The sequence below is a fragment of the Oceanobacillus sp. GQ8 genome (genome assembly GCF_059758495.1).
Window position 1 is genome coordinate 42,641 of record NZ_JCAXEV010000004.1, and the last position, 17,305, is coordinate 59,945.

At 39.7% G+C, this 17,305-nt stretch carries 24 protein-coding genes and 1 riboswitch; of the genes, 5 read left to right on the plus strand and 19 right to left on the minus strand.

Translation table 11 applies throughout. From position 1 onward, the window contains the following. Positions 1-5 precede the first annotated feature (5 nt). The 6 genes from AC6CHS_RS12600 to AC6CHS_RS12625 all read right to left on the minus strand — a co-directional run bounded on the left by AC6CHS_RS12600 (position 6) and on the right by AC6CHS_RS12625 (position 5,786). Positions 6-674, minus strand: coding sequence for a LuxR C-terminal-related transcriptional regulator (locus tag AC6CHS_RS12600; protein ID WP_498236570.1), 669 nt, complete (start codon positions 672-674; stop codon positions 6-8). A gap of 264 nt (positions 675-938) precedes the next feature. Further along, positions 939-1,598 (minus strand): reverse transcriptase-like protein, encoded by a 660-nt coding sequence (locus AC6CHS_RS12605; protein ID WP_498236572.1) that lies wholly within the window; start codon positions 1,596-1,598, stop codon positions 939-941. A 240-nt stretch (positions 1,599-1,838) separates the two neighbouring features. After that, positions 1,839-2,672, minus strand: a complete 834-nt coding sequence (locus tag AC6CHS_RS12610) for a MetQ/NlpA family ABC transporter substrate-binding protein (RefSeq protein WP_498236573.1) — start codon at positions 2,670-2,672, stop codon at positions 1,839-1,841. Positions 2,673-2,693: 21 nt separating this feature from the next. After that, a complete protein-coding gene (locus AC6CHS_RS12615; RefSeq protein WP_498236574.1) occupies positions 2,694-3,356 on the minus strand; it encodes a methionine ABC transporter permease in 663 nt (220 codons plus the stop codon). Next, positions 3,346-4,359, minus strand: coding sequence for a methionine ABC transporter ATP-binding protein (locus tag AC6CHS_RS12620; RefSeq protein ID WP_498236576.1), 1,014 nt, complete (start codon positions 4,357-4,359; stop codon positions 3,346-3,348). Before AC6CHS_RS12620 ends, AC6CHS_RS12615 begins: the two co-directional genes overlap by 11 nt. A gap of 87 nt (positions 4,360-4,446) precedes the next feature. Next, a riboswitch (SAM riboswitch) is annotated at positions 4,447-4,550 on the minus strand. Positions 4,551-4,601: 51 nt separating this feature from the next. Then, positions 4,602-5,786: a pyridoxal phosphate-dependent aminotransferase gene (locus AC6CHS_RS12625; protein ID WP_498236578.1), complete on the minus strand. Its 1,185-nt coding sequence runs from the start codon at positions 5,784-5,786 to the stop codon at positions 4,602-4,604. A gap of 201 nt (positions 5,787-5,987) precedes the next feature. Here AC6CHS_RS12625 and AC6CHS_RS12630 point away from each other — a divergent pair, with 201 nt between their 5' ends. Continuing rightward, positions 5,988-6,776: a carbon-nitrogen family hydrolase gene (locus tag AC6CHS_RS12630; RefSeq protein WP_498236580.1), complete on the plus strand. Its 789-nt coding sequence runs from the start codon at positions 5,988-5,990 to the stop codon at positions 6,774-6,776. Positions 6,777-6,795: 19 nt separating this feature from the next. Here the strand turns inward: AC6CHS_RS12630 and AC6CHS_RS12635 are convergent, their stop codons facing one another. The 5 genes from AC6CHS_RS12635 to AC6CHS_RS12655 all read right to left on the minus strand — a co-directional run bounded on the left by AC6CHS_RS12635 (position 6,796) and on the right by AC6CHS_RS12655 (position 9,308). Then, positions 6,796-7,482, minus strand: a complete 687-nt coding sequence (locus AC6CHS_RS12635) for a hypothetical protein (protein WP_498236582.1) — start codon at positions 7,480-7,482, stop codon at positions 6,796-6,798. Positions 7,483-7,499: 17 nt separating this feature from the next. Then, positions 7,500-7,961 (minus strand): AAA family ATPase, encoded by a 462-nt coding sequence (locus AC6CHS_RS12640; RefSeq protein WP_498236584.1) that lies wholly within the window; start codon positions 7,959-7,961, stop codon positions 7,500-7,502. After that, on the minus strand, positions 7,945-8,352 hold the full coding sequence (locus tag AC6CHS_RS12645) for an ATP-binding cassette domain-containing protein (protein ID WP_498236586.1): 408 nt from the start codon (positions 8,350-8,352) through the stop codon (positions 7,945-7,947). Before AC6CHS_RS12645 ends, AC6CHS_RS12640 begins: the two co-directional genes overlap by 17 nt. A gap of 46 nt (positions 8,353-8,398) precedes the next feature. Continuing rightward, positions 8,399-8,563 (minus strand): hypothetical protein, encoded by a 165-nt coding sequence (locus AC6CHS_RS12650; protein ID WP_498236587.1) that lies wholly within the window; start codon positions 8,561-8,563, stop codon positions 8,399-8,401. 88 nt (positions 8,564-8,651) lie between these two features. Then, positions 8,652-9,308: a DUF4396 domain-containing protein gene (locus AC6CHS_RS12655; RefSeq protein WP_498236589.1), complete on the minus strand. Its 657-nt coding sequence runs from the start codon at positions 9,306-9,308 to the stop codon at positions 8,652-8,654. A 122-nt stretch (positions 9,309-9,430) separates the two neighbouring features. Here AC6CHS_RS12655 and AC6CHS_RS12660 point away from each other — a divergent pair, with 122 nt between their 5' ends. Continuing rightward, positions 9,431-9,952 (plus strand): hypothetical protein, encoded by a 522-nt coding sequence (locus AC6CHS_RS12660; protein ID WP_498236591.1) that lies wholly within the window; start codon positions 9,431-9,433, stop codon positions 9,950-9,952. A gap of 113 nt (positions 9,953-10,065) precedes the next feature. Next, positions 10,066-10,470, plus strand: a complete 405-nt coding sequence (locus tag AC6CHS_RS12665; RefSeq protein WP_498236593.1) for a TIGR02328 family protein — start codon at positions 10,066-10,068, stop codon at positions 10,468-10,470. Positions 10,471-10,491: 21 nt separating this feature from the next. On the opposite strand, the gene splB is transcribed toward AC6CHS_RS12665, so the two are convergent. Next, positions 10,492-11,520 carry a spore photoproduct lyase gene (gene splB, locus AC6CHS_RS12670; RefSeq protein ID WP_498236595.1) on the minus strand — a complete coding sequence of 343 codons (1,029 nt, stop codon included), beginning with the start codon at positions 11,518-11,520 and terminating at the stop codon, positions 10,492-10,494. Then, on the minus strand, positions 11,513-11,770 hold the full coding sequence (locus AC6CHS_RS12675) for a transcriptional regulator SplA domain-containing protein (RefSeq protein ID WP_036576358.1): 258 nt from the start codon (positions 11,768-11,770) through the stop codon (positions 11,513-11,515). Before AC6CHS_RS12675 ends, splB begins: the two co-directional genes overlap by 8 nt. 302 nt (positions 11,771-12,072) lie before the next feature. Between AC6CHS_RS12675 and AC6CHS_RS12680 the strand changes: the two genes are divergently transcribed. Next, positions 12,073-12,672 carry a hypothetical protein gene (locus AC6CHS_RS12680; RefSeq protein WP_498236597.1) on the plus strand — a complete coding sequence of 200 codons (600 nt, stop codon included), beginning with the start codon at positions 12,073-12,075 and terminating at the stop codon, positions 12,670-12,672. Between the two features lie 81 nt (positions 12,673-12,753). Here AC6CHS_RS12680 and AC6CHS_RS12685 read toward each other — a convergent pair whose 3' ends face one another. The 4 genes from AC6CHS_RS12685 to AC6CHS_RS12700 all read right to left on the minus strand — a co-directional run bounded on the left by AC6CHS_RS12685 (position 12,754) and on the right by AC6CHS_RS12700 (position 15,180). Then, positions 12,754-13,569, minus strand: a complete 816-nt coding sequence (locus tag AC6CHS_RS12685) for a ZIP family metal transporter (RefSeq protein ID WP_498236599.1) — start codon at positions 13,567-13,569, stop codon at positions 12,754-12,756. A 209-nt stretch (positions 13,570-13,778) separates the two neighbouring features. Next, positions 13,779-14,570, minus strand: a complete 792-nt coding sequence (locus AC6CHS_RS12690) for an endonuclease/exonuclease/phosphatase family protein (protein WP_498236601.1) — start codon at positions 14,568-14,570, stop codon at positions 13,779-13,781. A gap of 74 nt (positions 14,571-14,644) precedes the next feature. Beyond that, positions 14,645-14,962 carry a YolD-like family protein gene (locus tag AC6CHS_RS12695; RefSeq protein ID WP_498236603.1) on the minus strand — a complete coding sequence of 106 codons (318 nt, stop codon included), beginning with the start codon at positions 14,960-14,962 and terminating at the stop codon, positions 14,645-14,647. A 2-nt stretch (positions 14,963-14,964) separates the two neighbouring features. Then, positions 14,965-15,180, minus strand: coding sequence for a hypothetical protein (locus AC6CHS_RS12700; protein ID WP_036573662.1), 216 nt, complete (start codon positions 15,178-15,180; stop codon positions 14,965-14,967). 181 nt (positions 15,181-15,361) lie between these two features. Here AC6CHS_RS12700 and AC6CHS_RS12705 point away from each other — a divergent pair, with 181 nt between their 5' ends. After that, entirely contained in the window at positions 15,362-16,018 is a 657-nt protein-coding gene (locus tag AC6CHS_RS12705) for a cupin domain-containing protein (RefSeq protein WP_498236605.1), read from the plus strand. A 3-nt stretch (positions 16,019-16,021) separates the two neighbouring features. Here the strand turns inward: AC6CHS_RS12705 and AC6CHS_RS12710 are convergent, their stop codons facing one another. Together AC6CHS_RS12710 and AC6CHS_RS12715 are read right to left on the minus strand one after the other, a co-directional pair. Continuing rightward, the gene (locus AC6CHS_RS12710; protein WP_498236607.1) at positions 16,022-16,807 is read right to left on the minus strand and encodes a cytochrome c oxidase assembly protein; all 786 of its coding nucleotides are present in this window, start codon (positions 16,805-16,807) and stop codon (positions 16,022-16,024) included. Next, positions 16,800-17,294 carry a DUF2243 domain-containing protein gene (locus AC6CHS_RS12715; RefSeq protein ID WP_498237333.1) on the minus strand — a complete coding sequence of 165 codons (495 nt, stop codon included), beginning with the start codon at positions 17,292-17,294 and terminating at the stop codon, positions 16,800-16,802. The genes AC6CHS_RS12710 and AC6CHS_RS12715 overlap by 8 nt, the downstream gene beginning before the upstream one ends. Positions 17,295-17,305: the final 11 nt, after the last annotated feature.

Sequence of the window (17,305 nt, forward strand, 5' to 3'; positions counted from 1 at the left end):
CAACCTTACTTCTCCAACAATTTTTCTTCTATTTGCATGATTTCTGTAAGGATTTGTATAAGCTCCGTTCTTTTTCTAACCCCAAACTTACGATATATCTTACTGACATAGTCACGTACTGTTTTTTCTTTTAGCTTTAGATACTCTGCGATCTCTATGTTTTTTTTATTCTTATAAACCAAAAAGGCAATTTCGTTGTCTCTGCGTGACAAAGAAAAATGCTTTCCAAGCTTATGATTGAAAAGTTGCTTTTCAAAAAAATCCTCCGTCCGGATATTGACTAGTAATGTTCTTACAAGTTCTCCTGATACGACATGCTGATCTTCGCACACATTACTAATTGACTGAACGAGACAATGTGGTGTTACATTATTAAGGATAAAGGACACCACACCTATTTTTAATCCATAGAAAATAACATCCTTTCTATTCGAGGATAATACAAACATTAGCTTCATTTCTGGGAAGGAGTTCTTTATTGTTTCAGCTAAGTACAGCCTCTCCTCAGCATAGTGAACTAAAATAAGGTCGGGTTGATCATCTGAGATTATATCCTTTATCTCGCTCTCGTTTTCTACAATTCCTATCAGGTTAATATCAGCTTCTCTCGACACCCTGCTGTACAATTTGTGCGTAGAAACACTTGGTGGACCGATGATTAATAGTTTGACCATATAGACACCTTCTAACGTTGATAAATTACTTAATAAGTTTATCCTTAATTACTGTACAAGTTCTATACATGAAGTGTGCTAAATAAAATGGAAGGGAAGGTCCCTATCCTCCTAAGGAGAATTAGCGATGCGTGGAAAATAGAATTTTTATTTAGTCTAGTAATTTTTACATTTAATTATCACCCTGTTACCAACTCCTCACTTGAAACAGATTATAAAAAGCAAACCCTAGTTTACCCATAGGATTTGCCTTTTTTCGATTCTCTACCCGTCCATTTCTTTTAGGCTAGAAATATTAACTTCTTTTAGTGCTTGGGTAGCGAGCTGGTCTGCCTCCCGATTTTTTTTACGAGAAACGAGTTCAAATTCTACCTCTAAGCCTAGTTTTTCTAGTTTGTCCTCAATACGGTTCGCCCATTTAGCTAGCTCTTTCTCATAGACAGGCCAGTCCTCGCTAAGTTGATTTATAACGACCTGTGAATCCCCAATAATGGTTATAGGCATATGGTGCACACCTAATTCCTCCACTTCCTTTACAGCCAAGTGAAGGGCAGCATATTCCGCCTCATTATTTGATTCAAGCTCTTCTACAAGTGCATTTCTTCGAAGACGGTAAGCTTTTTCATTTTGTTCATAATAAATGGCACATCCTAGGCCCGATTTTCTCGTTTTTAGGTCATAGCCACCGTCAAAGTATATTTTCACATCATGTGGCTCTGTTTTTATCTCTTCCAACTGCTTGCGTAATTCTTTTAAATTCCAGCTATATTCGTGCGTATCAATGAATTGTATATCATTAGCTCTTCCTGTTCTTTCCATGTCTTCTGCTAATAACAATGCTTTTGCCGCACGCATTTCATCTGAGTATAGAACAGTATCTGCACCCTTTGGTGTACGGTAAGTAAATGAAATAATTCCTTTCACCTGCTAACCTCCATTCTCCATATCGCACTTCTTCTCTAGCCTTCCTATATTCCCTAAATTTATGAACGTTAGGCTTCGAGTATCACGAATTATTTCTTTCCCAAAATTATAATACGAGGATAGCACATAGCAGACTATTTCTCCACACTTCCTTATACTTGTTACCATTTCAAATCCCCTGAAAGTCAATTATGTAATAAAAGCCCTATCATGCTTTAGCACAATAGGGCTTAAAAGTGATTATTCTTCAGTCATCCAGCCCGGTTTCCCGAAGCCTTGAAATTCCTCATCAATAATTTGTTCAAATTCATCTGATTCGATAACTTCTTTAATGTCTTTGGCAAATTGCGCATCAAGATCATCTGTATTAACCGCAACAACATTCCGGTAATTATCTGGCATTTCTTCCAGAGCCAGCGCATCCAGCAGATCCATATCGGCAGCAAGGGCAAAGTTTCCTGGAACTGCAGCAGCATCCTCACTATCCACTAGACGTGGCAGTTGTCCTGCTTCCACTTCAACGAATTCAAGATTCTTTGGATTCTCCACAATGTCCTTAATAGAAGCTTTTAATGGGTCTACTTCTTCGCTTATAGTGATTAACCCCTGATCTTGCAACATTAATAATGTTCTAGAAAGATTGGTAGGATCATTTGCAATAGCAATAGTACTTCCCTCAGCAATTTCATCCGTAGTTGCAAAAGTATTAGAATATAAGCCCATTGGCGCTGTAGGAACAGCAATCACAGACGATAGGTCCATATCGTTTTCTTCTGCAAAGGCTTCTAAATAGATCGTATGCTGAAATAAGTTCGCATCAATGTCTCCTCTTGATAAAGCATTGTTTGGCTGTACATAATCGGTAAACTCTTGGTTCTCTACTTCATAGCCCTTTTCTTCTAATAATGGCGCAAGAGCTTTTGTTACCATATCACTGTATGGCCCCACAGTAGCCCCAAATTTAATCGACTTAGACTCACCCTCATTATCCCCTGCTCCAGATTCATCATCCCCACACGCTGCAAGTAAAAGAATACATAATAATGCCGTAATTGATATAAGTGCCTTTTTCATTGTTGTGCCTCCATCATGTTTTTATTTTTTATTTACAGTCTTGGCAATAAAATCACCAAGATATTGAATAAGCTGTACCAACACAATTAATACAATAACTGTTGTAATCATTACCGTGTCGTCATACCGGTAATAGCCATAGCGAATGGCTAAATCACCAATCCCGCCACCGCCAATGGTTCCAGCCATGGCAGAATATCCTATCAAACTAATTGCGGTGATCGTCAACCCACTGATAAGTCCAGGCTTTGTTTCAGGGAGAATAATATCCTTGATAATTAACCATGGAGATGCCCCTACGGCAATAGCAGCTTCGATCACCCCTTTATCAATTTCTCTTGCAGCAGATTCTACAATCCGAGCGTAAAAAGGAATGGCCGCAACCGATAGAGAAACAGAAGCTGCAAGTGGACCAGTAATACGTCCGACGATGATATCTGTAACAGGGAATAGAAAGACAAGCAAAATAATAAATGGTACAGAACGAACTAAATTCACAATGATACCAATTATTCCTTTTGCAATCCGGCTTTCCCAGAATAGTCCTTTGTCTGTTACATACAGCAATATACCGATAGGGAGCCCAAGAATCAAGGCGACGAGTAAGCCTATACCCACCATCAACAAGGTTTCAAAGAAAGCCGTGTTCAACTCAGGAAGGATCTCTATTATTCTATCGAGCATGCTGGATCACCTCCACTTGCTTTAACCGCTCTTCTAAATAATGCTTAGCAGAAGCCACCTCGTCCGTTTCTCCTAACAGTTCCATAATGAAAATGCCTAAAGGCGTCTCTTTTATGTACTCCACCTTGCCGTGAAGGATATTGCCACTGACCTGAAACTTTTGCAGCATATCTGACACTACGGCGTCACTCGCTAAGTTACCGCGAAACTGTAATTGGAGAATGGTACCTTTGCAGGCTTCAAGCAACTTTGCTGGTAAATCAAAGTTCAAAATGGTATCAATGAACTGCTTTGTCAGTTCCTCCTGTGGGTTTGCAAAAATGTTATAAGATGGTCCTTGCTCAATAATTCTTCCATCCTGCATAACAGCACATGTATCACAAATCTCCTTCACTACTTCCATTTCATGGGTTATTAAAACGATGGTGATCCCAAGCTCTTGGTTAATTTTCTTTAATAACTGCAAAATGGATTTTGTTGTGCTCGGATCCAATGCTGAGGTTGCTTCATCGCATAGTAAGACCTTAGGATTGTTTGCAAGGGCTCGCGCAATACTAACACGCTGCTTCTGTCCACCACTTAGTTGTGCAGGGTAATGATTTATTTTATCTGTTAAGCCAACTAATTCAAGCAGCTCCTCTACCCGCTTCTTCCTTTGTGATGGAGCTACTCCAGCCGCCTTTAAGGCAAATGCGATATTATCGAATACGGTTTTAGCTGAGGCTAGATAGAAGCCTTGAAAGATCATGCCGATTGACTGTCGTGCTTCTCGTAACTTCTTTGGGGAAAGCTCTAATAAATTAACACCGTCCACTATTATTTTTCCTGAAGTTGGCCGTTCTAGTATATTCATACAGCGAATTAGGCTACTTTTTCCTGCACCACTATATCCTACAATGCCGTATATTTCTCCCTTAGGTACTTCCAGTGAAACATTATCCACACCAACGACTTGGCCGGACTTTGTTTCATAGACCTTACTTACCTTTTCTACCTTAATCATAACGTTCACTCCAATTCCGCCTGTAAATCCAATCCATCAAAAAACCCCCTTTCATCATGAAAGAGGGTGTCGATTACAAGTATCTCACACTTATCTTTCAGAATGAATCATTCTGAAGGAAGTAGCACCACTCCAAATGGAAGGTTGCTGTGACATCTACGGGCCTTTCCCTCCGTCACTCTAGATAAGAAATATTCATATTGTTAGCATAATGATTATCATAGTCTCTGAATTCCGCTTTGTCAATAGCTAGTTTTAAATATTCCTAGCTTCCCAATTCGAGCTGCGGCTTCAGCAAGTCGATCTTCATCAGCTAGCAATCCAGCTCGCACAAAGCCCTCTCCCGCTTCACCAAAGCCGTTACCTGGTGCTACGACAACATGTGCTTTTTCCAAAAGGAGGTCAGCAAATTCCTCTGATGTATATCCTTCTGGGACAGGAAGCCATGCAAAGAATGTACCGCGTGGCGCTTGAACGTTCCACCCAATTTCCTGCAATTTTTCTACAAACACATTGCGTCTACTCTCATATGTAGCTACTAATTCATCTACAGCCGTTTGATCACCAAGTAAAGCCTTTTCTGCTGCTTGTTGCACAGCGCCAAACAAGCTAACGTATAAGTGATCCTGAATTAGATTAAGGCTTTTTATCACGGAAGTATTTCCAACAGCAAAACCAACACGCCAACCAGCCATATTATACGTTTTAGACAAGGTATACATTTCTACCCCAATATCCTTTGCTCCAGCTGATTGCATAAAACTTTGCGGTTTCTTTCCATCAAAGCCAATAGCCCCATATGCAAAGTCATGTACTACACAGATTTCATTCTGTTTTGCTAATTCAATTGTTTCATCAAAAAATTCCTTGTTTGCAACACCGGCAGTCGGATTGTTTGGATAGTTTAAAAATAGTAACTTTGCTGCTTCAAGGTCAGCTTGATTTAGTTGTTGATAATTTGGTAGAAAATTATTTTTTTCTAACAATGGCATAAAAACTGGATTTGCATTAGCCATGGCAATTCCGGACATGTAATCTGGATAGCCAGGGTCAGGTAATAATGCTGTGTCTCCTGCATTTAACAGGCATTGGCTAATTTCAACCAGTCCTGTTTTGGCACCAAAAAGAATCGCTACCTCTGATTCTGTATCAATATCCACATCGTATTCCCGCTTGTAAAAGGTTGCCACCGCTTCTTTAAGAAAAGCATGACCTGTAAACGGAGAATATTTATGATAGACAGGATTATCCGCTGCTGTCTTTAATTCTTCTACTATATGGTTTGGCGTTGGCAAATCAGGATTCCCCTGGCCAAGATTAATAACATCATGTCCCTCGCTGCTTAATGCTTGTACCTTTTTTACCAATTTGGCAAAAAACTGCTCTGGCAGGCGTTTCAAGGTATCTGATACTGGAAAGCTTTGCACGGTTTTCTCACCTCTAATAATTCTAAAATTCTAATTATCTATGTTAGCCAAATTTACACCGTTTGTAAAGCTACACTTACCAAAGGAACAGGTTAATTGACAGGAAAATGAGGCGATGGGATAATAAGCACCAATAACATCGTGCATTTATATTACGATCAGGCTGGTAGCTTACCCTTGCTTTATAAAGGAGTTGGTTTTATGACATTATCTGTTGCCTTGTTGCAGATAGACATTACATTTGGAGACCCGGTAGCAAATGAAGAAAAGGTAGAAAGCAAGTTTGCAAGTTTTAAAAATAAGAAAGTAGATGTGGTGGTTTTACCCGAGCTTTGGACAACTGGCTATGATCTCACCCGTTTAGAGGAGGTTGCCGACTCTAATGGAGAACGTTCCCTCTCCTTCCTTTCTAGACTTGCCCAGAAATATGACGTGCATCTTGTAGCAGGGTCTGTTGCCAAGCGCACAGAACGTGGCGTAACCAATTCCATGTTCGTTATCAATTCAAATGGTGAACTCGTAAAGGAATATGCAAAAGCGCATCTATTTAGATTGATGGATGAGGAAAAGTATTTGGTTGAAGGTAGTGAGGATGGTATTTTCGAATTGGCCGGAATAAAATCTGCAGGTGTTATTTGCTATGATATTCGTTTTCCAGAATGGATCCGAACACATATGCTTGATAATACGAAGGTTTTATATGTTGTTGCGGAGTGGCCTGCAAAACGAATAGACCATTGGAAAGCCTTGCTAATCAGTAGAGCTATTGAGAATCAATGCTATGTTGTAGCCTGCAACCGAGTTGGTGCTGATCCTAACAATCAATTTGGTGGTCATTCTATGGTTATTGGGCCTTGGGGAGAAATCCTGGAAGAAGCTGCCGACGAAGAAACCATCCTATACAGTGAATTGGATGTAGAGCAAGTAGATGATGTTCGACAGCGTATTCCGATTTTTTCTGATCGTCGGCCGGATATCTACAGATATTAAGATAAGAACGCCTTTCAAATTAGAAAGGCGTTCTTTTTCGTACTAAAACCAAAAAAATTGCAGTTAATATAGATACATAACCAAGTATGTAGATAAAAGTGAAAAACAGCTGGCCATTCGCTGTTATAGTATCCTGGGAGAGCACCTCCATTATTGCAAAAGAAGGAGGGAAAATCCATGTAACATAAGAAAGTCCACTTGGAAGACTGTCTACCACGCCACCTTTAACAAGTGAGGTTACTAAAATCAACACAAGTAACAGCCAAGTGCTGAGTATCCTTCTGCTCCATATTTTTGTGAAATAAAGCGACACGGCGACGCTGAGGAAAGAAATAAGGAAATGTGCAGTAATTGCTACCATTACGTCCCACATTGTAATAGACCTATGGAAAGCACCAATCAAAATTGGATATAGAACAGCTATTATGATAAGACAGCTATTCATAATCATAACGCCAATTAATTTGCTAATAAATACAGTAATAAAGCTCTTTGCATGTACAGCTGTAATATGGAGCTGGGTTGCATCCTCTCTATTGACCAGGGTTATCGTGAACCAGGCCGCGACAAAATACAGGACTGCACATGAAACAGCATAGCTACTGAAAACCGGGTTAGGAACGTATGTATATGCAACAAATGTCCACAAGCAAAATAAACTGACAGGCGGCACATATAAGTAGGACCTTAAATAGTCTTTTAACATATAGGAAACGAGTGCTTTCACAATCTCACCTGGCCTTCTGTTTGTCCACTTATATTCTGCGTTTTTGATAGAAATTCTATCTTTCCACCCTGGTTAATAATTGTTAAAAGTAGTCTATCACTGTTGGTAGCTTCTACATTTATCTCATAGCTTCCATCTTGGAGTCTTCGTAAAGTTTGCATATCTAGTGTCGTTTTAATTAGAGGAGAAATTTTATCAAGGTTTCCCGAAAACTGAATCGTACGATACGTTTTTTCTGTTTTCATCCCCCCTTCTTTCACCTGTTTATTTTCGACAAGAAGAATACGATCCGCCAAATTTTCTTTTAATAAGCCCTCATGGCAAGTGAAAATAATTGTAGTGCCTTTTTCCTTCAACCGTTTTAGATACTGTAATAAGATTTCCTGCGAATCGGGATCTAGACCAGAAAGCGGCTCATCAAGTAAAAGGATAGACGGCTCCTTAAGCAAACTTTGCATAAGATTTATTTTTTGTTTGTTTGTTGCCTTTAGAAAGTCTACAAATGTAATCTCGATGGAAGTTGAAATTAAATTGCTTAAAAAGAAGTGTTACGCTTTTTTTAAGTTCCTCCCTACTCATTCCCTCTATTCTCCCCATATGTATTAAGTATTCCTTGGCAGTGAAATGGAGTGATTTTGGAGGGATTTCCGGGACAAATCCATACTTTTTAGTATCCCCTTTCACATGGCTTGGAGAAACAACGCCTGCTAAAAGCTTTAAGAATAGGCTTTTTCCTGACCCGTTCTCTCCAATAACAGCCACACATTCCTTTTCCTTTATACGTAAGGAAACATTATTTAAAATAACCTGTTCATCTATTTTAACGTCTACATCTTTTAATTCGATCATACGCATTCTTCTCTCCTATGTATGTTGCCATGCTTCCTAAACTCATTTATTTTCTTGTTTCTAGTTTTTCTAAGCGTTTCTCCAGTTGACTAATTCTCTCCTCATTCTGCTTTGCTGGTTCTTTTATTCTGAATATCGCACTTCTAAAAATGGTGATAAGGGCGATAAGAAAAACAATAAATCCCGCTACAAACATAAAGATAATTTCCATGGGCAACCTCCTCATCTATACATTTCTTGTTTTCCCCAAAAAATCCTGCCTAGAATGGAAAAATGCCCCATTAATTGGGACATTTAATCTACATTACTTCTTTAATTCCTTTTTTAACAAGTATCCAGTTGGCTGGATAGCTTGTAAGAAAACCGAGTATCATGGCAATTTGCATCATAAACCAATATACAGCAGTATCAGGTTTTGGTGACACCGCAAAAAGAACAAAATGAACGATTGCCATCCAGCCAAACATGCCGATTTCGAATGCAATAAGTGCAGCGGAATCTGCTTTTATCGCTGACTTAAGCGCACCTTTTTTACCAAGATCTTTGTTCATTGGATAGATCGCATAATATTGGAATATAATTCCGACTAAATATGCTAGGATAAATTCAACCAAATAATGTGCAAACAAAGTGGAACCTACTATCGTGAAACCAGTTAGTGCCACAAACGGCACACCTGCTGCATCCCCTACTGTGCATCCCCCAGCACAATGACTTGTCGACACAAAGACCTTTGCAGGCGTTTTCCGTCGATCTTCACGCTCTGAGTCTTTTGCATTTAGACGTCCCCACTTAAAGTAAGCCCAAAGTGCGAATGGTCCAAAAAACCATCCGTTTATCGGCCACACCAAGTTCATTACTTTCATGTGCTGAGGATGCCTGATAACATCCACTATAATAATGGCGGAACTTATTATTCCAATGGATAATGCGATCCAAGATATAGTAGTTAACATCATTTTCACCTCATAGTATAGTTTTCTACCCAACTTTGTAATCTTTCTAAACAATGGGATGAACAAACTTTACTCTCCCACCATAATTTATAGGGAACTAACCTATTTTATGAGGTGAGCATATGGAACATTTACCAGCTGTAGACGTTGGACTCATGTCAGATCATTTAATGGCACATGAGGGAATGCTACAAAAATTACGAACGTATCAGGAAATAGCCACAAGTACTGAACTTATCAGAATCCTCTCCCTACAATACAATATGATGTCTGATCATGTGCGGGTTATGCTTGAATTAATTGACCCTTATCATACGACTTATGTAGAACTTGCTCCAATCAATATGACCTTGCTTGAACAAAATTCCATGGGGCATTTCGGAATTAGCCAGGCTGACCACTGGATTGCCAGGGAGGCACATACGTCAGCTAAAGATATGGCCAATACGAATTTCACTTCTGCTTTAATGATGCAAAACCAAAACGTGCGAAATGTTCACGTAGAAATGGCCTTACAGCAATTGAAAATGATGGAGCTTTATGGACAATTTCTTCATCGGATAGGAGGCTCCTTCGTTCCGCGTGTATCTAATGAAGAACAACTTCGTACGTATAACTATTTTCAAGCTTTGTTCTCTAGTTAGGAATAGCAGGTAAGGATTACAACAAATAATGAGTCTCATGGGACACGATCTAGTTGCAAATCATCTTTGTCTATCGTTAAACTATAACAAACACCACACCAGGAGGAATCACCATGCGACTTTGGCACGAAAATTTAATACCCCACCTGCCTAGACAACAGCTGCTTGGACAGCACCGCGAATGCTGTGCTCTTAGAGGTAATGGTTGGGGTAAGCCACATTCTACAGTAAATTATGTATTCGATTATTCACCATATCGTCTGTTTATCTACCATCAATTAATTATGAGGGAGATGCAAAAACGAGGATATCGGGTCGATCCTTTATGGGAAGATCCTTTTTATAGAGGAAAGATTTCTGAAGCACATAATGAAAATAGCCTTTATGGAAACGAGCATGTAGACGAACTAGAAAGACCACTCTATCCAGAGCATACCCCTGTCTATTTAAAGGACTGTCTTGATAACCTGAGTGAAAAAGGAATTGATTTGCCACGAAAAAATGAAACCCACCAGTAAAGGCTGGCAGGTTTCATTTTTTTATGTGAAATATTCTATTTTAGCATCAGGGAAGTAGTGGTTGATATAGCCACCAAGCGTATCTTTAATGTCTTCCTGTTCTTCATTTTGATATACGTATTTGCCAATTCCGTATCTTCCCCATTTCCACTTTCGTTTTGATTCATCGAGCTCAAGCTTTGTCATCGGGTAATTTTCCTGAATGACTCGCTTGGCAGGCTTGGTAAAGCGATGCTGAATTAATTCAAAAGTTAATTCTTTCGTGGCTTTTGCAGGCAAGGCCGCTTCCAGCCTTTCAAACATCTCTTTATAGCCTTCTTTCCAACCCTCATGCAAATAAATTGGAGCAACGATAAAACCGAGTGGATATCCAGCTTCAGCAATCTTTACTGCCGCTTCAATACGTTCTTTCAAGCGGGACGTCCCTGGCTCAAAATATTTAATAATATAATCATCGTTTACACTAAAACGGAAACGCGTCCTACCTTTATGCTCTGCATCTAGCAAATGATCGACATGCGCAAATTTCGTAACAAAACGGAGCTTGCCATGCTCAGACTTTCCGAAGTATTCAATTGCTCTTTTCAATGTGTGTGTCAGATGATCAATTCCAACGATGTCGGAAGTACAAGATGCTTCAAACCGGGTGAATTCAGGGGCCCTTTCTTGCATATATTCCTCTGCTGCATCAAAGATCTCGTCTACATTTACATACGATCGGATATATGGCTTGCTTCCCATCGTTGTTTGCAAATAACAATAATGGCAATGTCCCATACAGCCTGTTGCAAAGGGAATTGCATACTCTGCAGATGGCTTTGACGTATCAAATTTAAGTGTTTTCCGGATACCGAGCACGAGCGTTGATTTTGCTGTCCGGTATTTTTGAAAATGATTCTCACCAGGTAAGTTACGAATTTGGTTATGAGATGTTGTTTCCCTTATCTCAATATCCATCTTTTCAAACTTTCCAATTAACTCCTTGGCAAGCGGATATTCCATAGCTCGTGGCTCTACGTATACAAGTTGCGGCACAAAAGGCTTAACCATAATAATCCTCTGTTTCCGGTAGTCCAAAAGCAACCTGATATGCTTCCTCTGCTTCTTCAGCACTTTTGTATACCGCAAACTCCTCTGTTAATGGAAAATAAGTCTCGTGTATAAATAGTGCAAGTTCACCGTTTTGATCTGGATTTTCAACTACAGCAGCCTGTTGCACATGTGCCACGTCTTGGGCATGGGGATTGCGGATAATAATATAAACAACCTCTCCAGGTTGATAGGATTCATTTATATGCATGTTTTCACCATTCTTCCTTTTTACTATTCATTATCCGCACTTTCTGTGAAATTATGAGAGTTAGCTTTTTTTAGTAGTAAAATGAGAAAGTTATACATTGGTACGTAGCATAGTAGAAGATGATCGTTTATATGGAGGAGAACTGACTACAGGCAATGGACTTAGTAAATTTAGTTAGTCATAACCATATCCAAGGAGCTATGGTGAAATAAAGTAGAAATATTGTGAAATTATCGTTTCCCTAACGCGGGTTTAGTAAGTCTAATAAAAAACTAATTATAAATTTATGTAGGAGGGTGTTTATGAAAAAGGGTTTAATCTTATTTATCATAATTGGATTTATATTAGTGGGATGTAAGAGTGAAACGAACAACGGAATATCTACTGAATCGAATAGAAGTAATGCTGAAAGTGCTCAAGGAACAAATCCTTTGGATAATTCTATTACCGGAGAATTTGAATTGTATAATGGGAAAACTTTAAAAGTTGCAGTGATTGGAATTTCTCCTCAGATCAGAGAAAAACAGGTGGAATTTAATGAAATATCATTTGAGGAATTGGCAAAAGGTGAAATGGTGAACTACGATGCCGTCTTTGTTATGAAAGAAAGACTTTTCCAAGCCTCCAACAGTCAATATGCAGATATTTACCTGAATTCTGATATCCCGGTCTTTTTTATATCCGCTAATAGCCATCTTCCTTTTACATTAAAAGATACAGAGTATAGTCAGTCTTGGGAATGGGCGCCTGGTAACATGTTTGCTACTGGTGTGATGAAGGACTCTGATAATGGCTCATTAAGAGAATTGGGGTTTGGTTTGTATAATGACGAAAAGACAAATGAACACATAAAAGCAACCTATTCTTTAGTATTCAAGAAAATAGAAGAAATCAGTCTTTAAAGTTTTATAAACACATCGTATCAACAGGGGCTATCATCAAACCATACAAAAGGAGCTTGGGTAACCAAGCTCCTTTTTGCCTTATCCAAGGGCAACATCAAGTATCATCATGATGGTGAACCCAATCATTAAACTCATCACTGCAAGATCTTTATTTCCTTCTTCCTGCGAACCAGGAATTACCTCTTCTGCTACAACAAAAATCATCGCTCCTGCTGCAAAGCTTAATGCATAAGGAAGAAGCGGCTGTATAAAGGTAACAGCCATCGCCCCGATAATCCCGGCAATTGGCTCAACCATCCCGGAAAACTGACCGTACATAAAGCTCTTACGGCGGGACATACCTTCTCTTCGTAGTGGCATGGAGACAGCTAGCCCTTCAGGAAAGTTCTGTATCCCAATACCTAATGCAAGAACAATTGCCCCTGTAATTGAAGCAGATGGAAATTCTGCAGCCACAGCCCCAAAGGCAACCCCAACCGCTAATCCTTCTGGAATATTGTGCAAGGTTATCGCCAAAACAAGTAACGTACTACGCTTTTTCTTTTTGGGCTGATATCCCTCGGCCTCACTCATTGGAGAGGTGGGATGTAAATGTGGCAAAATTTTATCAATTCCCCATAGAAAAATGCCCCCGAGCATAAATCCAACTGCTGCGGGTACCCAGGTAATGGAGCCATTTTCTTCTGCCAAGTCTAGCGCTGGGGAAAGTAAAGACCAAAAACTGGCCGCTATCATAACCCCGCCCGCGAATCCGAGCATACTGTCCATTAATTTTTGATTAAAATTTTTAGTTGTAAATACGAGTGCAGCCCCAAGTGCGGTCATAGCCCAAGTAAATAATGTCGCAATCCCTGCTTGGACAACTGGGTGCAATGATAGGAAGTAGTCTAGCATAATTAGTGCTCCTTTCTCTGCTGCAATGCCTTGTTTAAATGTCAGTCTATGTTGCTAATTTAATACTATTCCTATCTGACGGGATTTGTAAACAATATCGTACTAAGAGGATGATCTCGAGTAAATAATTTGGGAAGGTAATAGGTGATATGCAAAATAAGGCTTTATAAAAACGTAAAGGAGCAGCATAGTAGCTGCTCCTTACCATGTTAAGCATTTCCTCCTGCCTCTAACACAGCATATAGCGGATAATGATCACTTGGGAATTGATCTCCATTTCTTGTATTAACGACCTCTATAAAACGAGCTGTGACCTCTCCTTTTGCCAATATCCCATCAATTCGGAATTCCTTCCCTCCACCTGTAGGATCGTGAAAATTATTGAACGTTCCCAGTGTGTCATTTTTTCGTTCCTCTGCGGTTTCCCATAGGTTTAGATAGCCACTCTCCTTTAGAATTTGGAAAGGAGTACTTTCATGATTCGCATTAAAGTCCCCTGTTAATACGGTAGGCAATCCTTCACTCAAACCAGATCTTTCCCCCAGTAATGCTGCAGCCTTCTCTCGTGCTTTGGAAGCTATATGATCAAAATGTGTATTTAGGATATAGAGTTCCTCTCCATTATCTAGACTACGGAATTTTCCCCATGACACAATTCGCGGACAGGAACTCCCCCACCCTTTGGATCCAGGCTCCTCCGGGTCCTCTGATAACCAGTATGTAGCTGTATCGATTGCTTCAAAAGTAGCTTTTCGGAAAAAAATCGCAGATCGTTCTCCTTTCTCACCGCCATCTCTTCCCTCCCCGATCCACTGATAGTCGGACAGATTTGCTTCTAGATCGCTCATTTGCTGTGGTACTGCTTCTTGGATTCCTATAAAATCTGGATTTTTATCCTTGATTACCTTAATTACTTCTGGTAGTCTTTCCGCCCATGTATGTGGCGTTCCATCCTCACTTGTCAGGCACCTAATATTGTAGCTCATTACACCGATTTGCATGTAGCTTCCCCCTTAGCTATGATACTATCAGTATAGAATTACCCTTCTCGTTTCACAACCAGAAACTAAAACCGTTAATCAATCCAGGCTCCCGTCAAATGATCAAGCGGCAAATACTCCTGATTAATTTTCACAAACCTATTCAAAACATCAACACCAAGTAGCTTGCCTTTTATTTTTCGGTAATCATGGTCTCGGAAATATTCCAATTCAATGGTCAAATCGTTCGCCAATGCAAGTTGAAGCTGTAAATTAATCTCTTCCATCTGGTACTCGGAAAGCATCGGTTTTTCCTTAAACTCCTGCTCTGCCCACATCTTTTTTAGTAATTCTATATGCTCTGGCAGCATCATCGCTGTCCATTTTATCGTACCTCTGTCATTGACACTCATTGTTATGCCCCCACTTTCTTCTTGGTTGGTCCAGCGGAAAGGATGTTTTCGCGTTTAAAAGTGCGTACGCTTTTTCGATAATAACAATAAGCAAGAACTAGTGTATCATCCATTTTTAGCACACGAATAAAACGTTGCGTAATCTGTTGATTTCCATCCATATAGAACACTACAATCTTTTGTTTTGTTTCCATCGAACGCTTGAATACTCCATTCATTGAGAACATCCTTTCCGGAACGTTTGTTCAGAACATCTGTTCTTATTTTACCACATTAGCAAAAAAATATGCATGAAAATTTCTGGAAAAAGATTTGAAGAGAAAATTCCGCGTTTGTCACGACTTCAATTTATGAGGCATAAACTGGGAGGGAAAAACGAAGACGGGGAGTTGTTATCGCATGACAGTCTCATACATGGATTACACAAGTGAGAATGACACATATTTTGCCGATTTGAATAAAAATCGACTATTTACAAGGAACAGACAGAATTACATTAACCGATTAGGAAGAGATGTGCTGAATACTTTAGGAAATGTTTCGCTACTAGATATTTACTTAAGTGATAAGCGAGTTGTAGAACCACACTATCACCAGAACGCCGCCGAACTCGTTTATTGTATTTCCGGTGAAGCACGTGTATCCTTTATTAACCCATTTAATAATGAGGTCAGCAACATTACCATAAGACCTGGACAAGTGGCTAACATCCCTCAAGGATGGTGGCACTGGGAGGAAGCAACAACAGACCAAACACATTTGTTGGCCATATTTGACGCCCCGTATCCTGAGTATATTTTTGGATCTGACATTCTGACAAAGACACCAGTTGAAGTACTGGCACATACGTATTGCCTGAATGCTGATCAGTTACGCAAAACACTTTCTCCACTTAACAATGAAACCATTATTATTGGGCCAACAGATGAATGTGAACAGAACCAAGTAAAACAACAATATGCCAATCAACAGCCTGTAAAACACACTTATTCTAGAAACGAAAATTCCTCCACTTACTATGGCGGGTATTATCCACAGGGGCAAAATCATTTCTAATGCCTAGACAGTTTCGAACTTTGCCAACGCTTGGCGTGGTGCAGCAGAACGGTACCAATGTGACATGAGAATAAAAATCAACACCAAATCAATCGCATCCCCACCATAATACATTAACATTCCTCCTGCCTCTGCCTCGTGAGTGGGGACTCCAATTGGAGGATGTGCGTATATATATTTAGACAGAATCGCATGTGCTCCTAAAGCAAACACGAGGACAATGCTACGATATAAATAAGAAAAGCGATGAGGTGTCGGGTCGATATAAATCATCGCTGCTGTAAATAAATATCCAGCTGCAAATACATGAAAATGAATAAGCAAATAAACGAGAAGATTATGGTGCATGAAGTGATATAAATTTGTTGTGTAGAGCAGCCATAGTCCTCCTATATTTAATATGGAAGCAATAATCGGATTGCTAAGCACCGATACAGGGAAACTTTTTAAGAAATTGGCAATGAAACGCGCCTGCCTGACAGGAAGCGCTCGAAGCACTAAAGTCACTGGTGCAGAGAGTACCAATAAAAGTGGCGCAAGCATTCCGAGTAGGAGATGGCCCAGCATATGTGCAGTAAAATTTGTGTGGGCCCATTCTGCTAAAGACCCTATGACTGCACAAGTGGCTGCAATTATTCCTAAAGTCCAGAGAATATATCTGGACATTGCCCATGGTTGTAAATGGCTTTTTCGGTTGGAAAGAAAGCCTGCTAGACAATAAACAGCAATCCCAGCAATAGATAGAGCTAGAACGATAATAGTCCACACTCCTTGTATTCCGTTATGCATCCGAACTCGACTCCTTGAGCTCATTCATTTTTTTTCTTGTTTGGAAAAGAATGATCAATGCAGCCAAGATCATGAAGATTGCAACACCGTTCCAAACTATGTCATAAACCCAAACATTATCAACATAACGAATTTGATGCAGTCCCATTACCTTATGTTGAATCAATCCATCATATAATTGAAAAGCACCTGCTCCCAGGAGCAACCCGCCCCACCAACGTTTTAGCCAAAGTGCCCGTCTGCGCCGCAGATCCGCAAACATAAAAAGACCACCAATGGTAGCGAACCAACTGAATGCGTGGAAAAGCCCATCGGAAATAAGACCAATATCTGTCGTAGACTTATCATAAAAATGGTGCCATCGCAGTAACTGATGGAATACTGTTTCATCAATAAAAGCAGCAATTCCTAAGCCAAATAATATACCAGATAACAAATTCCGACCGGCATACTTTATTATCATCTTCGCATGATCTTCCGTATCCATAATATCCACCT